Genomic DNA, 21,144 nt, shown 5'->3' with positions numbered 1-21,144 from the left:
GTTGAGCGATCGCCCGCACTCCGCTGGGGTGATGCCTGCCGAAGTGGGCCGCTTCGGCGCCACTGCGATACGTCGGAACACTACATCTGTACCACGTGCGGCACTTTTCTCGGTGCGGCGTGTCTAACGTGATCGCTCGACGTTTGATCCGATATTTGTGTCCGCGAAGCCTCGAAGTGGCCCCGGCCGCTTCGCGCGACACACCGTAATCTGGTACGATGCCTCGTGATTTAACCGGGCGCGGATGGAAACGGCCCGGAAATCGCATTCGCACGTGCGGTCACGGACTCGGCGCGGCGACGCCCACTCTATTTCGGCGGTGGCAGATCTCCATGAAGGTGTGCGTACTGTTCAACCCTCGTGCCGGATCGGCCGAACAGATCACCGCCCTGCGAACGGCCCTCGAAGCCGAACCCGGTGTGACGTTGCACGAACTCGGCCCGGACGACGACCTCGCCGGGCTCGCCGGCGCGGCGGCGGTCGATCATGACGTAGTCGCCGTGGCGGGCGGGGACGGGACCGTTCACGCCGGGGCCAACGGGCTGCTGACCGCGAACGGGCGGGCCGTACTGGCGGTGCTGCCGCTCGGCACCGGAAACGACTTCTGCCGCACGATGGCGGTCCCCCTCGACCCGGTCGAGGCGGTCACGCTGCTCCGCGCCGGGGCACCGCGGGCAGTAGACGCGGTGCGCCTCGGTGGGGGGCGCACCGGCTATATGGTGAACGCCGCGACCGGCGGGTTCAGCGGCAAGGTGGCCGCCGACGTGACTCCCGAACTGAAAGCGTTCTGGGGGCCGCTCGCGTACCTCCGCGGGGCCGCCGGGACCATTGCGGACCCGCCCCAGTTCCGCCTCACGCTCCGGTTCGACGGCGGCCCGCCCGAAACGTTCGACGCGCTCAACCTCGTGGTCGCCAACGCCCGCACCGCGGCCGGCGGGATCACCGTGGCGCCGACCGCGAACCCGGAGGACGGGTTGCTCGACGTGATCGTCGTCCGCTCGGGCGACGCGCTCGACCTGTCGGTCGTCGCGGCCCGGCTGATGCACGGCGACTACCTCGGCGATGAGAACGTCGTCCACCGGCTCGCGCGGGCGGTCGAAGTTGAGTCGGACCCGCCGCTGCCGCTCAGCGTGGACGGCGAACGGTGCGAAGGGTCTCGGTTCACGTTCGAGGTGGTTCCCGGCGCGCTCCGGGTTCTGACCGGTCCCGGGTATCACGCGAGTCCGGACGCCGAACCGCCGCTCGAAGGGCACGACGAGCCGGCGCCGGCCGCGCCGCGGCCGAAGGGGATCGGCCCGCGGCTGTTCGGGTTGCTCGGCGGTGCGCTCCTGCTGGCGAAGCGGGCGCCCCGCGCGGACCTCTTCGGCCTCGGTGCGGCCGCGGTGGCGGTTCTGCTGTTCGTGTGGCTCGCGCGCGGGGTGACCGGCGCGGAGTGGCGCGAGTGGGACGAGCGGACCGGTGCGGCCGTCCGCGGGGGCGGCGAGCTGACGGGAGCGGCACGGGCGGTCACGACGTTCGGAGACCCCGGCGCGTTCGCGGTGCTGGCAGCGGCCGCGACGGCGCTTCTCCTGACCGTGCGGCGGTACGTGGACGCGGCGGCCCTGCTCGCGGTCGTCGCCGGGGTGGTTGTGCTCGAGTTGGTGATGAAGCCCCTGTTCGCGATCGCGCGACCGGAACTGCCCGACCCGCGGTACACGGCCCGCGGGTTCAGCTTCCCGAGCGGTCACGCGCTCCGGGCGGTCGGGTTCTTCGGCTACCTCGGTTGTGTGGCGGTCGCCGGGGCGTGGCGAACGGGGTGGCGGTGGGCCGTGGCCGGTGCGTGCGGCGTCCTCGCGGTGTGTGTGTGTTGGAGCCGGGTGTATCTGGGTGCCCACCACCCGACGGACGTGATCGCCGGGGCGCTGGCCGCCGGCGCGTGGGTCGCGGCGTGCGTGATCGCCCGGCAGCACGCGGTGGCCCGGACGCGGCGCGCGACGGCGCCTGAGCCGGTGGGGCGCCGGCCGGGTGGCACTCCGAGCCGGCACGGCGCGCACGATGACTAAAGCGCCAGCAGGGTTCAGCAAGCAACGTCCCGGCCGCTCCGCGTCGTCACCCGATTAGGAACGCGAAGGCGAGCATGATCGCCCCCACGACACACGTCACCGGGATGGCGATCAGGTGGTACAGGAACGCGACCAGTGCGGCCCGTTTGAATGTGGTCGGCAGGGTGACGGTTAGAAGAAAGCTGAGCCCGAACCCGGTGAACGGCAGCCCGGCCAGGAAAATCAACACGACCCCGGCGGGCTCGTCCACGTTGACCCTCAGCAACTCCGCGGCCACGAACACGAGACACAGGTATCCGACTGCGGCCGTAGCTCCGAGCACGAACGTGACGAGTGCCCCGGTCAGGAACCCCGGCTCGGGGACCGCCCGAGCCGGAGCCGCGCGCGGGATCGGTGCCGGCTCGTCGGTGTCCCAGTCGTCCCACTGCCCGAACGGGTCTTGCGGCTTGGGTGCCCCGATCAACCGGTTCGCCGCGGCGACCGCGGCTCGGAGGAGCACACCGCTAACGGCCAGCGCCACGCCCGCACCGACGAGGACGCACACGCACCCGAGCCCGAACATAACGGCCATAACCCATTCCCGCGACGAACGAAGCGGTCGTATCGTATCCTGTGAGCGAGGAACGCCCGCCCGCTCAAGCGTCGCCGCTGCCGCCGGCTAGGCCCTTGAGCAGTGCGATCAGCCCGCCGACGAACAGCACGATGCCGTAGATCGAGATGCGATCGTTTGCCCACGCCAGCGCGAACAGCCCGCCGCCGATTACCATCAGGATCACCCCGCCGACGATTTCGCGGATGGCGCTAGTGCTGTTGGTGTTCTCCATGCGGTCATAGTCATCCCGGGGGAACGACCGGGCCGCCTTGATCTTTTTTTTCTTCTTACGCGGCCTCGGCCGCTCTTCTTCATCGTCCTCGTAACGCGACTTCGACACTCCGTAGCCGCGCCGGTCCTCATCGTCGTCGTCGTCGTTCACCCGCGCGGGAACCGGCTTGCCGCGCACCTTGGGCGACGGGGCGGGCGGCGCCGCGGTGTCGTCCACGATCTCGAACGTCGGCTCGGGTTCCGCCGCGGGCACGGCGGCGACACCGTTACACGCGGGGCACTTGACGTGCTTGCCGGCGTGCTGGTCCGGAACGCGCAGCGTCTTCCCGCACCCGCAATCGAACATGATGGGCACGGCCGCCCTCCCGGAGTTGAAGAACGTGTGAAGCGACGGTCACCGTCGGACCTGCGCAATTGAACCCGGGCGGGCCGAAATTGCAAGCGCGGTCGCTGCGCCCGGCCGCCGCGCACCGCCGCGCGGGGCTCCGCACTGATACAACACGCGTGTCCCCCTCTCGCCCCCACCCGGAGTCCCGATGTTCGGCTCGGTGCCAGGACGGCTCGCACTGATGATGTTTTTGCAGTACTTCGGGCTGGCGGCGGTGATCGTGCCGCTGACCCGGTACCTCCAGACAGCGGCCGACGCCGGCGGGCTCAACTTCCGACCCACGCACGTGAGCCTGGTGTACGCGACGTTCGCGATGGGCGCGGCGGTCACCCCGCTGGTGGTCGGGGTGCTCGCGGACCGCTGGTTCGCGGTGGAAAAGGTGATCGCCGGCACGCACGCGCTCATGGCCGCGCTGGTCGGCGCCGCCGCGGCGTGGTGCGACACCCACGACGGCGCCACCGCGGACCCGGCCGACGCCGTGGCGCCGCTGTTCCTGCTCGTCCTGGGCTACGCGGTCGGTACCCAGATCACGCTCACGCTCGCGGTGGTCATCAGCTTCCGGAACCTCCCCGCGGGCGGCGGGACGTTCTGGTACGTGCGGCTGGTGGGCACGTTCGGGTGGGTGGTGGCCGGGTTCGTGACCGGGTGGGCGCTGAACCCGATCTCGCCGCAGCCGCTGTACCTGGCGGCGGCCACGTCGGCGGCGCTCGCGGCGTTCGCGCTGGTGCTCCCGCACACGCCCCCGAAGGGGCACGGGCGCCCGCTCCGCGAGGTGCTCGGGCTGCCGGCGGTCAAGATGTTCCGGGACCGCTCGTTCCTGGTGTTCGCGCTGGTGCTGCTGGTGTGCAACCTGATGAACCAGTTCTACGCGCAGTTCGTCTCGCCGTTCCTGAAGGATCTGGGCGTGGAACTGGACCTCGGGCGCTACGGGCGGCTCGCGCCCGAAGTCGTGATGACGCTGGCGCAGGTGTGCGAGATCGGGTGCATGGCCGCGACCCCGTGGCTGCTGCGCCGCATGAAGCTGAAACACCTCATGCTGATCGGGCTCGGCGGCCTGCTGTTGCGCAACGCGCTCTTGTACCTCGCGAACGTGCCGGCCGTGGTGGCGGTGGCGCTGCCGATGCACGGCTGGGGGTACGCGTTCTACGGCCTGCTGGGCTCGTACTTCGTGGACCGCGAGGCCCCGCCGCACCTGCGCGCCGGGGCGCAGTCGCTGGTGACCTTCCTGGGGAGCGGCCCGGCGGTGCTGGTGGGCAACTTCTTGGCCGGCGGTGTGGTGGAGGCGAACCGCGCCGGCACGGTCACCGACTGGCCGACCGTGTGGGCGGTGCCGCTGATCGGGTACGCGCTCGCACTGGTAGCGTTCGCGCTGCTGTTCCGCGAACCGCCCGAGCCCGGCGCGCACCGGTGACGGGCGCACGTCGTGTTCTCTCCACCGGTTGCGCCGACGATCTGGACCGGCGCATGCCCCTTACCAACGTTTCCGCGCCCCGGGCGTTATAGCGCGTGCCTGTGAGCGTCCCGGAAAGGGGTGTGATGATGCGGTGGGTTCACTCTCTTCCGCGCTGGCTGTCGGCAACGGCGGCCGGCCTCTTCCTCATTTCTGCGGTGCTCGCGCTCGGCAGCAAGCCGCCAGGCCAGACCGAAGGCGAATCGGAAAAGCGACTTGCGGCGAAGGAGCCGGAGCTGGTGCCACTGTTCGCGCAGGTGGAGCCCGCGGCGAACAAGCCCGAACTGATCCTTCTGCCGGACGAGACCGGGCTCCGCGGCTGGGTCGCGGGTGGCCGCAGCTACGACGGCGCAACGGTCACCATCAAGGCCGGCAACGTCGAACACAAGGCCACCCTCAGCGAGGACAACACGTTCGAATGGGCCAACTCCGGCGCGACGCCGCGGCCGGTAACCGTGACCGTCCCGGCACGCAACGGGAATAAGGCGCTGACCGCCCGGACCACCCTCCCCGCGAAAGCGGAGCGCGTGCGCCAGTCCGCGTTCATCGTCACAGACCGCTCCGCGTACCGCCCCGGGCACACGCTCAAGTTCGTGGCGCACCTGCACCACACCGCCGACGGGCTGGAGTTCACGCCGCTCGCGAACCGGGACTTCATGGCCGAACTGGTGAGTGAGACGCGCCGCACCCGGGCGGCGCGGGTGAAGGTCCGCTCCGACGCGAGCGGGCGCGTGACCGGCGAGTACACGTTTGCGGATGCTGATGCGCTCGACCACTACACCTTGCGAATCCTGCACGAAGCCGGCGCGACGCCGCTCGACGGCGCCGCCCGGGTGCTGCTCGGCGAGTACCGCAAGACGCAGGTGAGCCTCAAGCTCAAGGGCGAAGTCCGGGGCGGCAAGCTCGTCGTCACGTTCGACGCCCGCGACTACCTCGGCCGCGCGGTCGCGGGCGCGTCGGCGACGTGGTCCGCGGTGGTCACCCGGGCCGCGGAGGTCGGTAAGCTCGCGCTGGAGCCGGAGCAGTTCGTCGCGAACGAGGGCGGGCCGCCGTCGGCCGACGACTTCGACGCGCTGCCGAGCGACGAGCGCCTGCTGACGCTCGCGAACAACGTGTCCGCGATGTCGTTCGCGGGGCTCGGCGCCCGCACCGTCGCCGCCCGCGAGGGCAAAGCGGAGTTCGCCCTCGGGCGGCCGACGACCACCGAACTCGACCTGTGGCCGGCGTGGCTGCGGGGCGAGCACTCGGTCGCGGTGACCGCGCGCTTTCTGGACGAGACCGGGCGCGAGAGCAACGCCGCCGGCACCTTCTCGCTCGCGCCCGCAGGCGCGAAAGCGCTTCGCATCGTCACGCCAAAAGAGCTGTACACCACCGACGAAAAAGTGACCGCAACAGTCACGATCGACGGGCTGGGCGCGCGGGAGGCCCACACCACTACTGTCGCCGTGGTGAAGCTCGGGGCCAACTTCGCGGCGCCGTGGGCGACGCCGGCGGCCGACAGCGAGCTGACATCGGGCGGCCCCCGGCTGGCGCCGCTCGGTGCGCCGGCCCCCGCCCCGGTGCCGGCGACCGGGTGGACCGCGCGACCCGTGTTCGACCCCGTGAAGCGCACGTTTCAGAGTGTCGTGCCGGTCGCGAACGGCGCAGCCGATGTCATGTTGCGCGAGCCCGGGGCGTACAAACTGCTCGCGGTGTCGCGGCTGGGCGACGGAACCGTACTTCAGAGCGAAACCGGCGTGGTGGTGAAGCACGTCGAGCACCTCCCGGGGCTGGCGCTGCGGCTCGACGCCCGCGAGGTGCCCGCCGGGAGCACGCTGACCGGCGCCGTTCACACCCGGTTCGCGGGTGCGCGGGTGCTGCTCACGCTGCGCGACGCCGCGGGCGTGAAGCTGGTCAAGGTGCTCACCACAGGGCCAAACGGGGTGGCGCGCGTTGATGAGCAACTGCCCGCGAACCTGCGGTACGGCTGCGCCGTGTGCGCGCAGTACCCGGAGGCGCCCGGCCGCGTCCACGCCGACCAGCACGATCTGTACGTCGTCCCCACCGACCGCACGCTGACGGTCGCCACGACCGTGCCCGAGACGGTCCGCCCCGGCGCGGAGGTGAAGCTCGGGTTCCACGTGAACCGCGCGGAAGAGGTCGATTTGATCGTGTCGGTGTTCGACGAGTCGCTGTTGCGGGTCGCGGGTGATCTGTCGGTTGATGTCCGCAGCCGGTTCCTGGCGGACGCGCGGGGCCGCGGCCGGGCCGCCCGCGATCTGGTCGCGACGCGCCTGGGCTCGGTCGGTGTCGCTGAACTGGTCGCGAAGGCCCGCAAGCTGCTGGCGGATAAGGCCGCGCTCGCGAAGGAGCCGGGGGTGGAGCACCAGCTCCAGCACCTCGCGCAAAGCGGCCCCGCAGGGGTGCTCACGCTGGGCGACATTGTCACGCTTGTGCGGCTCGCCGGGTTCACGGTGTACGTGGCACAGCCTTCTCACCCTCAGGCGCCGCAATGGAAGGTGCCGAAGGCCGCCCTGCTCGCCGACCTGTTCCGGCCCGACGCGGTCGCGGAAGAGACGCGGCAGCGCCTCTCGGCCGCGGTGATCGGCACCGAGGTGCTGATCGGGCTGGTTCCCCACAACGGCCCCGATCCGTGGGCCGGGCACCGCGGTAACCTGAACCAGGCGGTGCCGTGCTACGGGTTCGGATGCAGCGGAAGCATGCCGTCCGGTAGTTTCTGTGGCGGGTTCAACTGTGGCGGCTATCAGCCCAACGGGCAGTTCGGAATCGCCGGGTTCTCGGGCGGCGGGTTCTCGGGCGTCGGGGGCGGCCAGCTCGGCCAGTACGGCAACCTCGGCAACGGCATCGGCGGGTTCGGCGGCGGGTTCGCCGGCATCAATGGCGGGTTCGGCGGCGGTATCGCGGGTGGCATCGGCGGTATTGGTGGCGGTGTGGCGGGGCACGGCAATGCCCCGCGCCCCGGCGCCGGCGGGGCGGAAGTCGCGCCGCCACCGGGACCGGTCGGGCTGGCCGGCGGACCGCTCCCCGGTGCCGCTGAGCCCGGGCTCGGGGCGGGCGAAGAACTGGTGCGCCGTGACCGCGCCGACAGCGCGTTCTGGAGCGCGAGCCTGCGCACCGACCGGGCCGGCGCCGCGACGGCAACCTTCAAGGTGCCGGACGCGCTGACCGGCTGGCGCGTCCAGGTGACCGCGGTCTCGCCGAAGATGCACGTCGGTACCGCGACGGCCCGGTTCGAGACCTCGCGCCTGGTGATGATCTGGCCGATGCTCCCGCGGGCGTTCGCCGAGGGGGACGTGGCCCGCGTGTTCGGCACGGTCCACAACCTGAGCGACCAGGAGCAGAACGTCCGGGCGCACCTGCGGGCGGAGAACGGGCGGGTGCTCTCGGCGGCCGAGCAGGTGCTGAAGGTGCCGGCGAACGGCACCGTCCCCGTGTACTGGACCTATAAGGCGGGCGCGCCGGGCACGACCGAACTGCTCATGTCGGTAAAGTCCGACGCCGGCACCGATGCCGCGCTCAAAAAGATCCCGGTCACGAGCCCGGCCGTACCGGAGCGCGTGACCGTGTCCGGGGTTGTTGGCCGGGGCGCGCTCACGTTCGAGATGCCGGAGGGGTTCAACCCGAAGACCGCGCAGGTCACGGTAGCGGTGGCGCCGACAATCGCCGCCGACCTCGCGGACACGCTTCCGTACCTGGTCGAGTACCCCTACGGCTGTGTCGAGCAGACGATGAGCCGGTTCCTGCCGGCCTTGCGGGTGGCGGCCATCCTGAAGCAATCGGGAATTGGGGTCACCAAAGAGCTGGAGGAGAAGCTCCCGAAAGTGGTGGACGCCGGGCAGAAGCGGCTCATCCAGCTCCAGCAGCCGGACGGCGGGTGGGGCTGGCAGGGGAGCGGCCAGACCCACGAGATGATGACGCCCTACGCGCTGTTCGGGCTGCTGGCGGCCGAGGACGCGGGTTACCCGTGCCCGAGCCCGACCGCCATCGGCCGCGGGATGGCGCGCCTCAAGCAGTACCTCGACCACACCGCCGGGCCGTGGGACCTTGCCATCAGCCGGGGGTGGGGGACGGCGTTCGGGGCCGGCGGGCGCAATGCCACTGAAGTGAACGACGCGCTGTTCTGCCTGTGGGTGGCGGGGCTGAGCGGCGAGCACCTCCGGACCGCGGGCATCGACCTGAGCCCGTGGTTCGGGCGGATCGACAAAACTGCGGGCCACAAGGAACTGTCCGACACCGGGCACGCGCAGGCGCTCGAACTGGCCGTGAAGCACCGGCACCCGGCACTGGCGGACAAGCTGGCGAAGGAGCTGCACCGCCGCGCGAAGAATTCGGGGGAGCGGGTGTTCTGGACGCGGGCCGGGTTCTCGCGCTGGGGCGACAACACGACGGAGGTCACCGCCACGGTGATGAAGGCGCTGGTGGCGCGTGACCCCACGGACCCGCTGATCCCGGGCGTGCTGGCGTACTTCCACGGCACCAAGCGCGGCGACCGGTGGGACTCGACGAAGGACACCGCGTGCGTGCTGTACGCGCTGTGCGACTACCTGGCGGCGGTCCGCGCCGGCCCGGCGGCGCTGGGATCTGTCAAGGTGTTCGCCAACGGCACCGAGCGCGGCGGCGCGACGCTCGATTCGACCGCGTCGAAGGTAATGACGTTCGGGGGCGCCGCACTGAAGCCCGGTGACAACACGATTGAAGTGCGGGGCGCAGAGGCGGCCGGCGCGCTGGTCCGGGTGCAGGTGCGGTTCACCCGCGCGAGCGGCGAGGCCACACCGGCCCGCGACCACGGCGTCAAGATGACGCGCACCGTGAGCGTGCGCGGCGCGGACGGGAACTGGACCGAGCTGGCGAGCGGCGCGAGTGTGCCGGTCGGCAGTTTCGTGAAGGTCCGCGTGACCGCCACACCGTCCGCGGGGGCGCTCCAGTTCTTCCTGATCGAGAGCCCGAAGCCGGCGGGTGCCGAGACGATCCCCGCGACCGATAAACGGTTCCCCACCGCCAGCGGGCACGTGCTGCGTGAGGACCGCGAGGGGATGACGTGCTTCCACTACGAGACGGCCCCCGCGGCGACCGCGGAGTTCGTGGCGCTGACCGAGTTCGCGGGGGAGTTCACGCTCCCACCGGCCCGCGGCGAACTGATGTACCAGCCGGCCAGCGGCGGGCACAGCGACTCGTTCGTGCTGAAGGTGACGGCGAAGTAAGCGCCGCTGTGGTTTGGAATGTGGCCCGCTCGCTCCGCGAGCGGAACGCTGTGCGGGCGGGTAACATCCGTGGTCGATCTGATCCGCATCGCACCGCTCGCGGAGCGAGCGGGCCACACTCCAAACCACAAAAGCGTATCGTGAGTTTGCCCCCGCCCGTCGGTGCTGTAACGCCCGTTACAGCGCCGATCGGTCGCAACCGACGGGGTCATCGACTGGACACTCGCTACCGCCCGACTGGCAATTCGCTACCAATTCGCTGGGCGGTTGCTCCCACCGAATCACACGCCTCAAAACCCCATCACGCCCTCGGGACACGTCAACATCGGTCCCGTGCCATCTGTAAAGATGTAGCGCGATGTCTTGCGCATTCGCTGACCGCAGACCATTTGGGTCGTGCAAGCGGCTCCTCCTTTGGGCAGGAACTCGGTGGAACCCACATCCAGAGCATGGCCGCGCGGGACCGCCTCGGTTACGCTGGCGGGACGGCAATTAACCCAACTGGGCAAAAACCTTATGTCGTTCGTCCGTTCCGCTGCCGCGGTTGCGGCCCTGTGCGTCACGGTGCTCCCGGCGATTGGCGCCGACGCGCCCGCGCTGGCCATCGAAGTTGACGCCCGCGAACTACCGCGGCGACTCGTTCACACCACGCTCGACATCCCGTGCAAACCCGGCCCGCTGCGGCTGGTGTACCCCAAGTGGTTCCCCGGCTCGCACGGCCCGCACGGCCGGGTCGAGGACGTGGCCGGGCTCCGGATCGAGACCGACAACGGCACCGCCGTGCGCTGGACCCGCGACGAGGTGGACCTTTACCGCTTCGTCCTCACGGTGCCGGACGGCGCCACCAAGCTCCGCGTGAAACTGGACACGGTCTGCGAGTCGGCCGGGGCGGACCGCGCCAGCACCCACACCGTCGGCACCCCGGACCTCGGCGTTATCAACTGGAACACGTGCCTGCTCTACCCGGAGGGGCCGGCGGCCGACGACCAGCCGGTGAACGTGCGGCTGCAACTGCCCGCCGGGTGGAAGTACGCCACCGCGCTGAAGGCGGACGGCGAGAAGGGCAAGGGCGACGCCGTGACGTTCGGCACCGCCTCACTCACCACGCTGGTGGACTGCCCGCTCATCGCCGGTCGGCACCTGAAGACGTTCAAGCTCGACGCCGGCGCCGGGCCGCCCGCGTTCCTGCACGTGACGTCGGAATCGCCGGAGGTGCTGAACCTGGACCCGAAGATCGTGGACCTGTACTCGCGGCTGGTGCGGGAGGCGTGGGCGCTGTTCGGCGTCGCGCACTACCCAGAGTACCACTTCCTGGTGGTGTGCAGCGACACCCTCGGCCAGTTCGGGCTGGAGCACCTGTCGTGCAGCCTCAACGGGGTAGGCGAACGCGGGCTGGTGGACGAGCGGCTCCGCAAGGGGTGGTGGCTGGCGAACCTGCTGCCGCACGAGTACGCCCACTCATGGTGCGGCAAGTACCGGCGCCCGGCGGCGATGGTCACACCGGACTTCAACACCCCGCAGAAGACCAAACTGCTGTGGGTGTACGAGGGGCTGACCGAGTACCTGGGAGAGGTGCTGTCGGTGCGGGCCGGGTTGCTCACCCCGGAGGAGTACCGGCTGACGATGACCGGCAAGATCCGCTCGCTGTCCCGCACCGCCGGGCGGCAGTGGCGGCCCCTGGAGGACACCGCGGTCGCGGCGCACCTGTCCCGCAACCCCGGCAACTCGTGGAACCAGTTGCGCCGCCTGCAGGACTTCTACATGGAAGGGATGCTGCTCTGGTACGAGTGCGACGCCATCATCCGTGAGAAGACCGAGGGGGCGAAGTCGCTCGACGACTTCTGCAAGCGGTTCTTCGCGGCCGTGCCGGGCAAAAAAACGGTCGCCGGGTACGAACTCGCGGACGTGGTGCGGGACCTGAAGGCGACGGCCGAGTACGACTGGGAGCCGTTCCTCCAGCGGCGGGTGGCGGCGCCGCAGGAGTCGCTCCCGCTGGAGGTGGTGGACCGGCTCGGCTACCGGCTGAAGTACACCGACAAGGCGCCCGGCGCGGGGCGGCCGAGCGCGCCACCGGACAACCCCGCCGCGGACTCGCTGGGGATGTCGGCGCCCGGCGGGGTGATCGCGAGCGTCGATCCGGGGCTACCGGCGGATAAGGCGGGCCTTTCCCCGGGTATGAAGGTGATCGGCGTTAACGGCAAGAAGTTCAGCGCGAACCGGCTGCGGGACGCCATCGCCGACAGCGTGGCCCGCAAGAAGGTCGAGCTACTGGTCGAAGACGGCGAGGACTTCCGCACTGTAGTGGTGCAGTACGCCGACGGGTTGCGTTACCTGGACCTGGAGCGGGTGCAGTCGCAAGCGGACGTGCTGGGCGAAATCCTCAAACCGCGTGCGAAATGACGCGTCCTCAGCCGGCCGGCGCCACGAGCGTGTCGGCCGGGTTCTGCTTGATGTCGAACGCCGTCAGGATGACGGTTCCGCCACCCGGCAGCGGGATGACGAACGGATCGGTGAGCGAAGGCCGATCCCAGCCGGTGTGGTCCGGCGATCGGTTGTTCCCGCTCGCCGTCACCACAATCATGAGGGCGGCGGACTTCTTCCACCCGAGCCGCAGCAACCGGTCCGTGACGCTTACGAACGTTCGCCGCCATTCTTCGCCCGCGCGGTTCCCGTCGTGGACGAGGACGAATTCGGCGAACGCCCAGCAGTGGTGGGCACCGTTGTCGGGTCCGCCGACACGCAAGTCCCCGCGGTTGCGGTTGGAGTCGTCGTCCGGCACGCCCTCGCTCGTATACGTGGGTTCGGCCGCGACTTCGCAAAACGGGTAACTCGCCTCCCGGTGCTTGCACGCCAGGAAGGCTTCGCGGTTGAGCCACTCCCCGAACGGAACGGCGGCTTCCACCAGCAACCGCAGATCAAGCGCTTTAGAGGCGAACCGGTCGCACACGGTTCGGAATACGTCAACGGCAAAGGAGCACGAGTCGGTCATTGGCATTCTTCGATCGGGTGAAGCCGCGTCGGTCCGGCCCGGCAAGCTGGCACTTTACGCAACGGCCCGCCGTTCGTCCCGGCGCCGGGCACGCGTGCCGGGACGAACGGCGATGTGTCATCGAGAACCGACTGCTGACCTCGACACGCCAGGAAGCCCCCCTTACCTTCCTCGCTTCGCCCACTCAACGGAGGCTGCCATGCACGCGGAACCGCAAAAGGAGCACAAGTGGTTGGAGCAACTGGTCGGCGAGTGGGTGATGGAGATGGACGGCGGCGGCCAGGATCAACCGTCGACCAAGCAAATCAACACCGAAACTGTTCGCTCGCTGGGGGTGTGGGTGCAGTGTGAGGGCACGAGTTCCATGCCCGACGGTTCCCCGGCCCGGACCGTGATGACGCTCGGCTACGACCCGGCCAAAAAGAAGTTCGTGGGCACGTTCATCGGGTCCATGATGACCAACCTCTGGGTGTACGAGGGCGAACTGGACGCGGCCGGCAAGGTGCTCACGCTCGACGCGGACGGGCCGAACTTCGCCGACCCGACCAAAACCGCCAAGTACAAGGACGCGATCGAGATCGTGTCCCCGGATCACCGCACGCTGACATCGCGGTTGCTCGGCGACGACGGTCAGTGGCACCACTTCTGTACCGCCCACTACCGCCGTAAAGCCTGACCCGCCAACCGTGGCCGACGTGCCCGCGCAACTGTTCGCCTGCGCCTCCCTGGTCGTGTCCGTAACGAACTCCAGTCCGTCATGGGGCCTGCCATCAGTGAAGTGTACGACGCACTCCGTGCGCAGGGCGTTGCCCCACCGGCTTGTGGTTCCCCCATCACCGGCCGGTTGACGGACACTTCCGACTTCGACGCCTGCGTACCGGTCGCGACTCCGGTCGAGCCGACCGGGCGGGGCCCGGGCCTTGATGCAAGGCGGCTACGAGGAGTTGGGGGCAGCGTGAGGTGAGTTCTGCGCGTGGACTGGTAGCAGCGGCCACGTACCGCGGGAAGATTTATGGGAACGTTATCTTGTCGAGTCGGAAACCAGCGACAACTCTGTCGACGGGCACAACGAACTCAACCGCCCGCTGGTGGGATGCTACCGCGTTTCGCCGCCCGGATGGAACAGCGATCTGGGCGGCGGAACACGTTTTTTCAATCCGTGCGGGCCGGCACGCGGCGTGCAAATGTTCAACACCGAACGGACGCCGCCCTCAACCGCACAGGATGCTCCGATGAACGCCACCCAAAAGAAGACCACGAAGGCCGCCCGCAAGCCCGCCCGTCCCGTTACCGAAACGCTGCTCGAACTGGTGTACCTGATGCACACCACCAAAGTGGTCGGCCGGCGCGAACCCGAGGCCCCGCGCCCCGGCCGGTCCGTCTGACCGCACACGTTATTAGAGAACTCACGCGCTGCCTGCCGGCCCCGGCACGGCAGCGTGACTCGTTTACAGGACCCGATGACCGTTCGGACCGCGGAGCATTCTTCCGTCGTTGTGTACTGCCGTGTAAGAGCTACGCAGGCGATCTCCTGAACCTTCAAAAGCCTTGCAACGCGCCTACCGACCTCGACAGCAAAAACGAACGGCGCGGGGGAACGATCTACAAAGTGACAATTTGATCCGGAACTGGCCTGAAGACGCTCGGGGATGCTCTGTGAATCGCGCGTGGCTCAAGAGCAGCGGTTGGGATGTGCGGCGATCAGAATGGGTGTGAATGCTGACACAAAAGAATGGGGGCGGCGGAGAAAAGAGTTGCAGAAGCAATTACGAAAAAACGACCGGCCGCAAGCTGTCACACTGTCGCCCATTCAGTGTGGCTGCCGCGGCCGGTCTGAAAGAACTATAGCCCACACACCATGTCAGAATCAACCCATTGAGTCGAAATATTCGGCGCTAAACAGGAGGTGTCAGAAATTCCGTCTTATCTGAATAGTTGCGAAATCGTCTTGCGAAGTGCGGTAACTAATAATGGTGACGTATGTTACGCCCATCCGCCGGGATTGCACTATACACGGCGCAAGACCTGGTATTGAGATTCGGATCGCAGCTACCGTTTCGCCTACTTTTGCCTTCATTACCAGGCGTGTCCAGCCGTTCGCACTGCCAAGGCACGTTTGTTCACGTTCTGGGTCGCCTTCGGAACACCTCCCGTACCGGGGAGGCGGCCCTTGAGCCGGTCTCCCCGGTGCGGCGTGTTACGTGCGATCCAACCCGCGCACCACACTTCCAATCGACCGACCAGTCAGCGCCGCGACAAGCGCCGGCCCGCCGACCTCGAGCGTCTCACCGAGTCCGGCCACCGGTACATCCATTGCCACCGCGAGTTGCGGCAACAGGTCGCTCGGCCATCCGGCCAAGTGGTGTCGCACCGCCTCGCCCGGGGTGACGCAGTCCGGACGCACGAACGCCCGGAGCACCAACCGGTCTGCGGTGGTAAGCACACCGTCGGTAAGGGGTACGCGCAGCAGGTACGTCTGCTCGGGGATCAAACTGTCGTCGCACACCACGGTCACCAGCGCCAGCTCGCGCGACAGCGCGGGATCGATCGCCCGAGCGTCTAGACGCCCCGCGAGTACCTCGTGAACCGCCCGGCGGCCGAATTTGCGGAGTTGGGCGTGTGCGTCGAGTGCGAAGTGGCGAATTTTCACGTGCGGGGAACCTCTATGCGTCCCGATTCGGCGACCGTCCTGGTCGCCCGTCCTGCGCGTCAGGGGACCTTTACTTTAACGCCGGGACGCGTCGCGACCAGAGCGGATTCTTGGCGCCGTGCGCAACCGTATGCCGGAAGGCTGTTAAGCGGTGAAGTTCAGGGCTTTGAGGATCTCGACGCGGGACCCGGTGGCGCACTTCGCGTACCGTTTGTCGAGCTTACCCGCCCGTCGGAACGCGGCCCGCGATTCGGCCGGCTGGCCCATCCGGTCCAGGAGCCATCCGAGCCGGAAGAACGTGCCCGCGTCCTTCGCGTCCCGCTCGGTCGCCTCCCGGTACGCCGCGGCCGCGCCGGCCAAGTCGCCTTTCTTTTCCAGCACCGCGGCAAGCGTTCGCGGCGCGGCGGCGTCGGCCGGGTCGCGCCGAACCGCCTCTCGGATCGCTTCGACCGCCCCGCCCGAATCGCCGCTTTTTTGAAGCGCGATCCCCAGGTTGTGGTGCGCGGGCGCGTAATCCGGATCGAGTCGGAGCGCGTCGCGGTAAGCGGCGATCGCGGCGTCGAGCTCGCCCTGGTGGGCCAGCGCGTTCCCGAGGTTGTAGTGGGCGCGACCGAACGACGGGTCGCACGCGATGGCCTGCCGGTGCGCGGCCAGTTCCTGCTCCGCGGAACCGAGATCGTGCAGCACGAGGCCCAAATTGGAGTGCGCCTTCGCGTACCCGGGATCAAGCTTGATCGCTTCGCGGTACGACTCGGCCGCCGGTGTGAGTTCGCCTTTCGCGTGCAGCGCGATCCCGAGGTTGTAGCGAACGGTGGCGTCTGTCGGGGCGAACCGGGACGCCTGCCGGTACGCCTCCACCGCCCCGTCCACATCGCCGCACTGACGCAGTGTGATGCCGAGGTTGTTCCACACGGCCGCGTTCTTCGGCCGGAGCGCCAGAGCCGCTCGGTACCACCCGACTCGCTCCGCCGCGGCGTCGGCCGCCGGCGCGGGGCCGGGGGATGCGAGGGCCATCAGCACCAACAGGCTGTCGGGCTGGCGCTCGTGGGCGGCGCGCAGGATCTGTGTGCGGCGCTCCGGGCGGATGCTCTCCTGCTCGCCCAGCACGGCCGCGAACTGTGGCGCCAGTTGGAGCGCATCGGGTTGGCCCGCGAGCCGGGTCAGCCGCTTTGCGTCCCGCGCGTGGATCGCCTCGCGCACCCGGCACCGGTAGGCGTTGGGGTCGACCGCACTGAGCAGTTCGAGCAGCGCGTCGGACGGCTCCGAGGCGAACCACTGGTCGAGGGTGGCGAGGAGCCGGCGCCCGATCACGGACTCGCGGAGCAGCTTACCGACCGCGGCGTGGGGCGTGCTCCCGGGTGCGATCCCGTGCCGCCGGAGCGCCTCCGCCCAGGCGGTGACGATCGCCGCCCGCGGGGGCAGCTTGTTGTCGCTAACGGTCCACCGCAGGTCCTCAATCCGGTCGAGTTCCTGAAGTGTGGTGAGGTCCGCGCGGGCGCGGGCGAGGCGCGGCTCGAACCCGTCCGCCCCCTCCACGGCCCTCCGCTCGGCCTGCTCGAGGAGGATGGCGGTACTGGAGGCGTCGTCATTCTGAAGAGCGTCTTCGCACTGCTTCAGCAGCGCCCCGACCGCGTCCGCGTTCCGGGCCAACCGCTCGCGCTCGATGCGCAGCTCCACCCCCGCCCGGAACGCCGCAACTCGGTCCGCGACGGCCGCTCCGTCCGAAGGGCGGTCCTCAGGGCTCGGCGCGAGGCACTGCTTCGCCAGTTCCACCAGCTCCGGTTCGGCCCCGCACGCGTCGAGCCGTGCGAGCGCGTCGCCCACGGTGCCCAGAACGGCTTTGGCGCGTACCTCCGCGGTCTTACCGGTGTACGGCGGGCGACCGGTCAGCACCTCGCACAGGATGCCGCCCAGCGCGAACACGTCCGCGCGCGGCCCGACGGCCGCCCACTCCCCCTGCGCCTGTTCGGGCGGCATGTACTGCGGGGTTCCGAACGAGCTGCCGGCGCGGGTCAGCGGGTCGGCGTCGCGCGACAGCTCGATCTCGCTCGCCGGGCCGGTGTCGTCCGGAGAGCCGTGCTCGGCGGCGCCCCCGTCGGCCGCGCCCGTGAGCACCTTGGCCAGCCCCCAGTCCATGACCTGAACCTCGCCGAACGCCCCGATCATCACGTTGGCGGTCTTCAGGTCCCGATGGATCACGTTCCGGCTGTGCGCGTACGCGACCGTCTGGCAGATCTGTTCGAACACTTGGATGAACCGCGCCCGCTCGTACCCGGGAGCCGGGCGCTCGCGCAGCAGGTCGCTCAGGGTGTGTCCCTTGATGAGTTTCATCACCAGAAAGGGGCGCCCGTCCGGAAAGGTGCCGAGGTCGTGAACGGGCGGTACGCCGAGGTGCTGGAGCTGCCCGGTGATCTGGCCTCGTCGAGGAACCGACGGGTAATGGCAGGGGTCCGTGGCGGACCGGCCCTGTGAGGTGCTGACGATTTGGCGGACAGCCCAACTGCCTAAGATGGCCATCGCCACAGGAGTTCGACGATGCCTCGAAAGGCCAGCCCACCGGCACCGACCACGTCCCGACGGAAGTTCACGGAGGAGTTCCGCCGCGAAGCCGTTCAGATGCTCCTGGATGGGCACACGGCGACCAGCGTGGCGGAGCGGCTCGGGCTCGACGACCCCACGCTCCTGTACAAGTGGAAGGCTCGGCAGCTCGAACATGCCGGCCCCGTCGCTTCGACCCTCGAGGATCGCGTGAAGCAACTCGAAGCCGAGTTGCTCCGCGTCACCCGCGAGCGCGACGTGCTAAAAAAGCGCTCGCCATTTTCGGCCGCAACGAGTGAGCGACGTGTATGCCGCCATCGAGTCCATCGCTCAGGACACGAGCATTCCTACGGTCACGATCTGCGACGCGCTCGAGGTGAGTCGCTCGGCGTACTACGACTGGCTCACCCGAGAACCCGGTGCTCGCGAGCAGGAGCTCGACGAACTCACACCCGCCATCGTGGACATCTTCGTGAGGCATCGCCGTCGCTACCGGGCCCGACGCATCGCCTCGGAATTGGCGGACGAGGACATCGTGTGCAGCCCGAAGCGCGTCGCGTGGGTCCTAAAAAGCCAGGGCTTGCGAGCGATCCAGCCGAGGTCGTTCGTACCCAAGACGACCGACTCGCGTCACACCCTGGGGTACAGCCCGAACCTGTTGCTCGAGGCGGATGAGCCGACGCGGGTCGATGAGTTGTGGGTTGGCGACATCACGTACCTGCCGCTGCGTGGCGGCGGGTTCGGGTACCTGGCCGCGTTGCTGGACCGGTACTCGCGTGACATCGTGGCGTGGTCGATTGACGCGACGATGACGGAGCCGCTGGTGCTGGACGTGTTGCGCCGTGCGATCCGCGAGCGCCAACCGAGGGCCGGTCTGGTGCATCACACGGATCGCGGCGGGCAGTACGCCGGCACCGAGTATCGAGCTGTGCTGCGTCGTGCCTCAATGAAGCAGAGCATGAGTCGGGCGGACAACTGCTACGACAACGCGTTCATGGAAAGTTGTTGGAGTTCGATCAAGCGCGAACTCGAAGTGGCCGAGTGTGACAGTGTCGCGGCGGCCCGGACGGTCGTCGCGGAGTACGTGAGGTACTACCGACTCGAGCGGGAGCATTCGGCGATCGGCTACCTTACACCCCACCAATTCGTAACCCGCACCATGGCCCAGAACTAAGCAGCTGGACTGTCCGCCAAATCGTCAGCATCCCAGAGGACCAAATCCTGACGTGGTCCCGGTGGCGACAGGAGCGCAACCGGATCGCCAAAGGGTGCCACCGCAAGCGCCGCCAGGCCGTGTTGAGCGCAGCCGATGTCGAGAGGCGGAGTCGGGGACAACCAGAGGCGCTGTAGTACTAAAGCACGTCTACTTTTCGTGGGGGAACTCCACCTGTGGGGCCGCCGCCGCACATCACGACTGCCGCGCTGTCACCACACGATGGCCCGGTGACGTGTCCCGCTGTTACCCGTAACGCGACCAGCGTGGTGAATCAGGGCAAACGCACTCAATCCTCGGGATTTTTCAGTAGTACCTGTTCGAGGTAGGTATTATCCCATCCGGCCTTGAGTCGCCGGTTCTTGATCCCACATTTGGCGTTTGCCTTCTTCAACATCGCCAAGGCGATCTTGCGCACGAGGGCCATATTCTGCGGGCCGTGCCCTTCACGGAGTCGGTGGTCGTCTTCTCGGAACGCGACATCCAGCACCCAATGGCATGAATTCTCGATGCACCAATGAGCCCGGATCCACGTTTGGAACCGCTTGGCCGATGCCTTCCGCGAGCTGATGTAATACCGCACCTCGTCGCTCGTCCTACCGGCGACCGTGCGGCTGCTGACGAGCACCACGACGGACCGCAACCGGGGCCACACATTCCGGTCCCGGATCGACTCCAGGTCGTCGATCACGAAGCAGAACCGCATCTCCTCGCGCCCGTGGCCCGTTCCTTCGTTGAGGTCGGTCGAGCGGCCCGCGTAGCTCGCCTCTAGGGCCCCCTCGGCCAACCGCTGGATGTCCTCGAGCAGCCGCGGCTGGTTGTCCTTGACCGCCAGCAGGTAGTCCCCCTTGGCGGCCACGATCTGCTGGGCGATGTCCTTCTGGGTGCCCATCGCGTCGATGCTCACCAGGGCCCCCGCGAGGTCCAGCCGCTCCAGCAGTTCCGGGATCGCGGTGATCTCGTTGGACTTCTCGTCGGTCTTCACCTGGGCCAACGTGAGGCCCAACTGCTGAGCCCATGCGCTGACGATGTGTGTGGCCTTGCGAGCCCCCGTGCCGGTGACCCGCTTGGACCCCCGCATGGTCTTCCCGTCGATCGGGATGTGGGGCACCCGGAGGCCCTCGGCGGCGTCCGCGACCCACGCCCGGAAGCACCGCCCGAACGCCTCCGGGCGGACCAGCGCGAACACCCGGTTGAGGGTGTCGTGGGACGGAATCCCGTTGCGCAGCGTCAGCCCCAGCCGGTCCCGGAACCAGGACTCCTTGGCCCGCGCGAACTCGGCGATCGACACGAAGTCATCGGCCCCGACGATCGTCCCACAGGTCACGATCATGAGTACATCAATCAAGTCGTGGAAGCACTTCAACTCGACCCGCGGATCCGGGATCTGGGACAGGTACTCGATTAACGGGCGTGGGCCGGGGGCGGCACTCATCGGCAGACTCCGAGGCGGTGAGGGCGCGCCAGAATCATATGGAGGCGGGGCCGCACATGCGCAGGAGGCGAGCGATGGCCGCTCGATCACACGCCTCAAAATTAGCTAGAATCCAGCGATTCCTAGGGGATTGAGTGCGTTTGCCCTGCGTGGTGAATCCGGCCGTGGAATCGGCCGCGACGGCGTTGTCGGCGCGTGACAAAGCGTCGGCCCAATCGGTCTCAGGCCCGCGCATCAACTCTTCAAGTGCGACTTGACAGGCGAGTCGGGCCGCCCGAGCGCCGCCTGCGTGCACGCCCTGGCCGTCGGCGAGCGCGACGACATAACCGCCCGGCACCTCGCACACGAGAAACACGTCCTCGTTGACGGCGTGCCCGCCCGCGGCGCTGAAAGTGTACGCCCGGATCATTCGCGC

14 protein-coding genes and 1 pseudogene are annotated in these 21,144 nt (G+C 68.7%); 8 read left to right on the top strand and 7 right to left on the bottom strand.

Going from position 1 to position 21,144, the window contains the following annotated elements; genetic code table 11:
* The first annotated feature begins 332 nt into the window (after positions 1–332).
* Positions 333–2,042 (top strand): YegS/Rv2252/BmrU family lipid kinase, encoded by a 1,710-nt coding sequence (locus GobsT_RS34795; RefSeq protein ID WP_010036686.1) that lies wholly within the window; start codon positions 333–335, stop codon positions 2,040–2,042.
* A 46-nt stretch (positions 2,043–2,088) separates the two neighbouring features.
* Here GobsT_RS34795 and GobsT_RS34790 read toward each other — a convergent pair whose 3' ends face one another.
* Positions 2,089–2,613 carry a hypothetical protein gene (locus GobsT_RS34790; protein ID WP_010036688.1) on the bottom strand — a complete coding sequence of 175 codons (525 nt, stop codon included), beginning with the start codon at positions 2,611–2,613 and terminating at the stop codon, positions 2,089–2,091.
* Between the two features lie 64 nt (positions 2,614–2,677).
* Positions 2,678–3,220, bottom strand: a complete 543-nt coding sequence (locus GobsT_RS34785; RefSeq protein WP_029600744.1) for a hypothetical protein — start codon at positions 3,218–3,220, stop codon at positions 2,678–2,680.
* A 181-nt stretch (positions 3,221–3,401) separates the two neighbouring features.
* Here GobsT_RS34785 and GobsT_RS34780 point away from each other — a divergent pair, with 181 nt between their 5' ends.
* From GobsT_RS34780 to GobsT_RS34770, 3 genes are all read left to right on the top strand, one after another.
* On the top strand, positions 3,402–4,664 hold the full coding sequence (locus GobsT_RS34780) for an MFS transporter (RefSeq protein WP_010036690.1): 1,263 nt from the start codon (positions 3,402–3,404) through the stop codon (positions 4,662–4,664).
* Positions 4,665–4,789: 125 nt separating this feature from the next.
* Positions 4,790–9,904, top strand: coding sequence for an alpha-2-macroglobulin family protein (locus GobsT_RS40700; protein WP_010036694.1), 5,115 nt, complete (start codon positions 4,790–4,792; stop codon positions 9,902–9,904).
* 516 nt (positions 9,905–10,420) lie between these two features.
* Positions 10,421–12,304: a M61 family metallopeptidase gene (locus GobsT_RS34770; protein WP_010036697.1), complete on the top strand. Its 1,884-nt coding sequence runs from the start codon at positions 10,421–10,423 to the stop codon at positions 12,302–12,304.
* 7 nt (positions 12,305–12,311) lie between these two features.
* On the opposite strand, the gene GobsT_RS34765 is transcribed toward GobsT_RS34770, so the two are convergent.
* Positions 12,312–12,893: a hypothetical protein gene (locus tag GobsT_RS34765; protein WP_010036698.1), complete on the bottom strand. Its 582-nt coding sequence runs from the start codon at positions 12,891–12,893 to the stop codon at positions 12,312–12,314.
* A 199-nt stretch (positions 12,894–13,092) separates the two neighbouring features.
* On the opposite strand from GobsT_RS34765, the gene GobsT_RS34760 reads away from it, so the two are divergent.
* Both GobsT_RS34760 and GobsT_RS38500 read left to right on the top strand, forming a co-directional pair.
* Positions 13,093–13,569, top strand: coding sequence for a DUF1579 domain-containing protein (locus tag GobsT_RS34760; RefSeq protein WP_010036699.1), 477 nt, complete (start codon positions 13,093–13,095; stop codon positions 13,567–13,569).
* 556 nt (positions 13,570–14,125) lie between these two features.
* On the top strand, positions 14,126–14,278 hold the full coding sequence (locus tag GobsT_RS38500) for a hypothetical protein (protein ID WP_010036700.1): 153 nt from the start codon (positions 14,126–14,128) through the stop codon (positions 14,276–14,278).
* An 812-nt stretch (positions 14,279–15,090) separates the two neighbouring features.
* Here GobsT_RS38500 and GobsT_RS34750 read toward each other — a convergent pair.
* Together GobsT_RS34750 and GobsT_RS34745 are read right to left on the bottom strand one after the other, a co-directional pair.
* Entirely contained in the window at positions 15,091–15,543 is a 453-nt protein-coding gene (locus GobsT_RS34750) for a hypothetical protein (RefSeq protein WP_010036701.1), read from the bottom strand.
* A 144-nt stretch (positions 15,544–15,687) separates the two neighbouring features.
* Positions 15,688–18,060 carry a tetratricopeptide repeat protein gene (locus tag GobsT_RS34745; RefSeq protein ID WP_071529254.1) on the bottom strand — a complete coding sequence of 791 codons (2,373 nt, stop codon included), beginning with the start codon at positions 18,058–18,060 and terminating at the stop codon, positions 15,688–15,690.
* Positions 18,061–18,078: 18 nt separating this feature from the next.
* Here GobsT_RS34745 and GobsT_RS41375 point away from each other — a divergent pair.
* A pseudogene (locus GobsT_RS41375) lies at positions 18,079–18,270 on the top strand (transposase); the annotation flags it as partial.
* Positions 18,271–18,385: 115 nt separating this feature from the next.
* On the top strand, positions 18,386–19,255 hold the full coding sequence (locus tag GobsT_RS34735; RefSeq protein ID WP_197905165.1) for an IS3 family transposase: 870 nt from the start codon (positions 18,386–18,388) through the stop codon (positions 19,253–19,255).
* Between the two features lie 328 nt (positions 19,256–19,583).
* Here GobsT_RS34735 and GobsT_RS34730 read toward each other — a convergent pair whose 3' ends face one another.
* Both GobsT_RS34730 and GobsT_RS34725 read right to left on the bottom strand, forming a co-directional pair.
* Positions 19,584–20,729, bottom strand: coding sequence for an ISAs1-like element ISGob5 family transposase (locus tag GobsT_RS34730; RefSeq protein ID WP_010033957.1), 1,146 nt, complete (start codon positions 20,727–20,729; stop codon positions 19,584–19,586).
* A 34-nt stretch (positions 20,730–20,763) separates the two neighbouring features.
* On the bottom strand, positions 20,764–21,138 hold the full coding sequence (locus GobsT_RS34725; RefSeq protein ID WP_010036707.1) for a protein phosphatase 2C domain-containing protein: 375 nt from the start codon (positions 21,136–21,138) through the stop codon (positions 20,764–20,766).
* Between the last annotated feature and the right edge of the window lie 6 nt (positions 21,139–21,144).

Origin of the sequence: Gemmata obscuriglobus (assembly GCF_008065095.1) — a bacterium.
GTDB classification, from domain to species: domain Bacteria; phylum Planctomycetota; class Planctomycetia; order Gemmatales; family Gemmataceae; genus Gemmata; species Gemmata obscuriglobus.
This window is presented reverse-complemented; position numbering and strand designations above follow the sequence as displayed.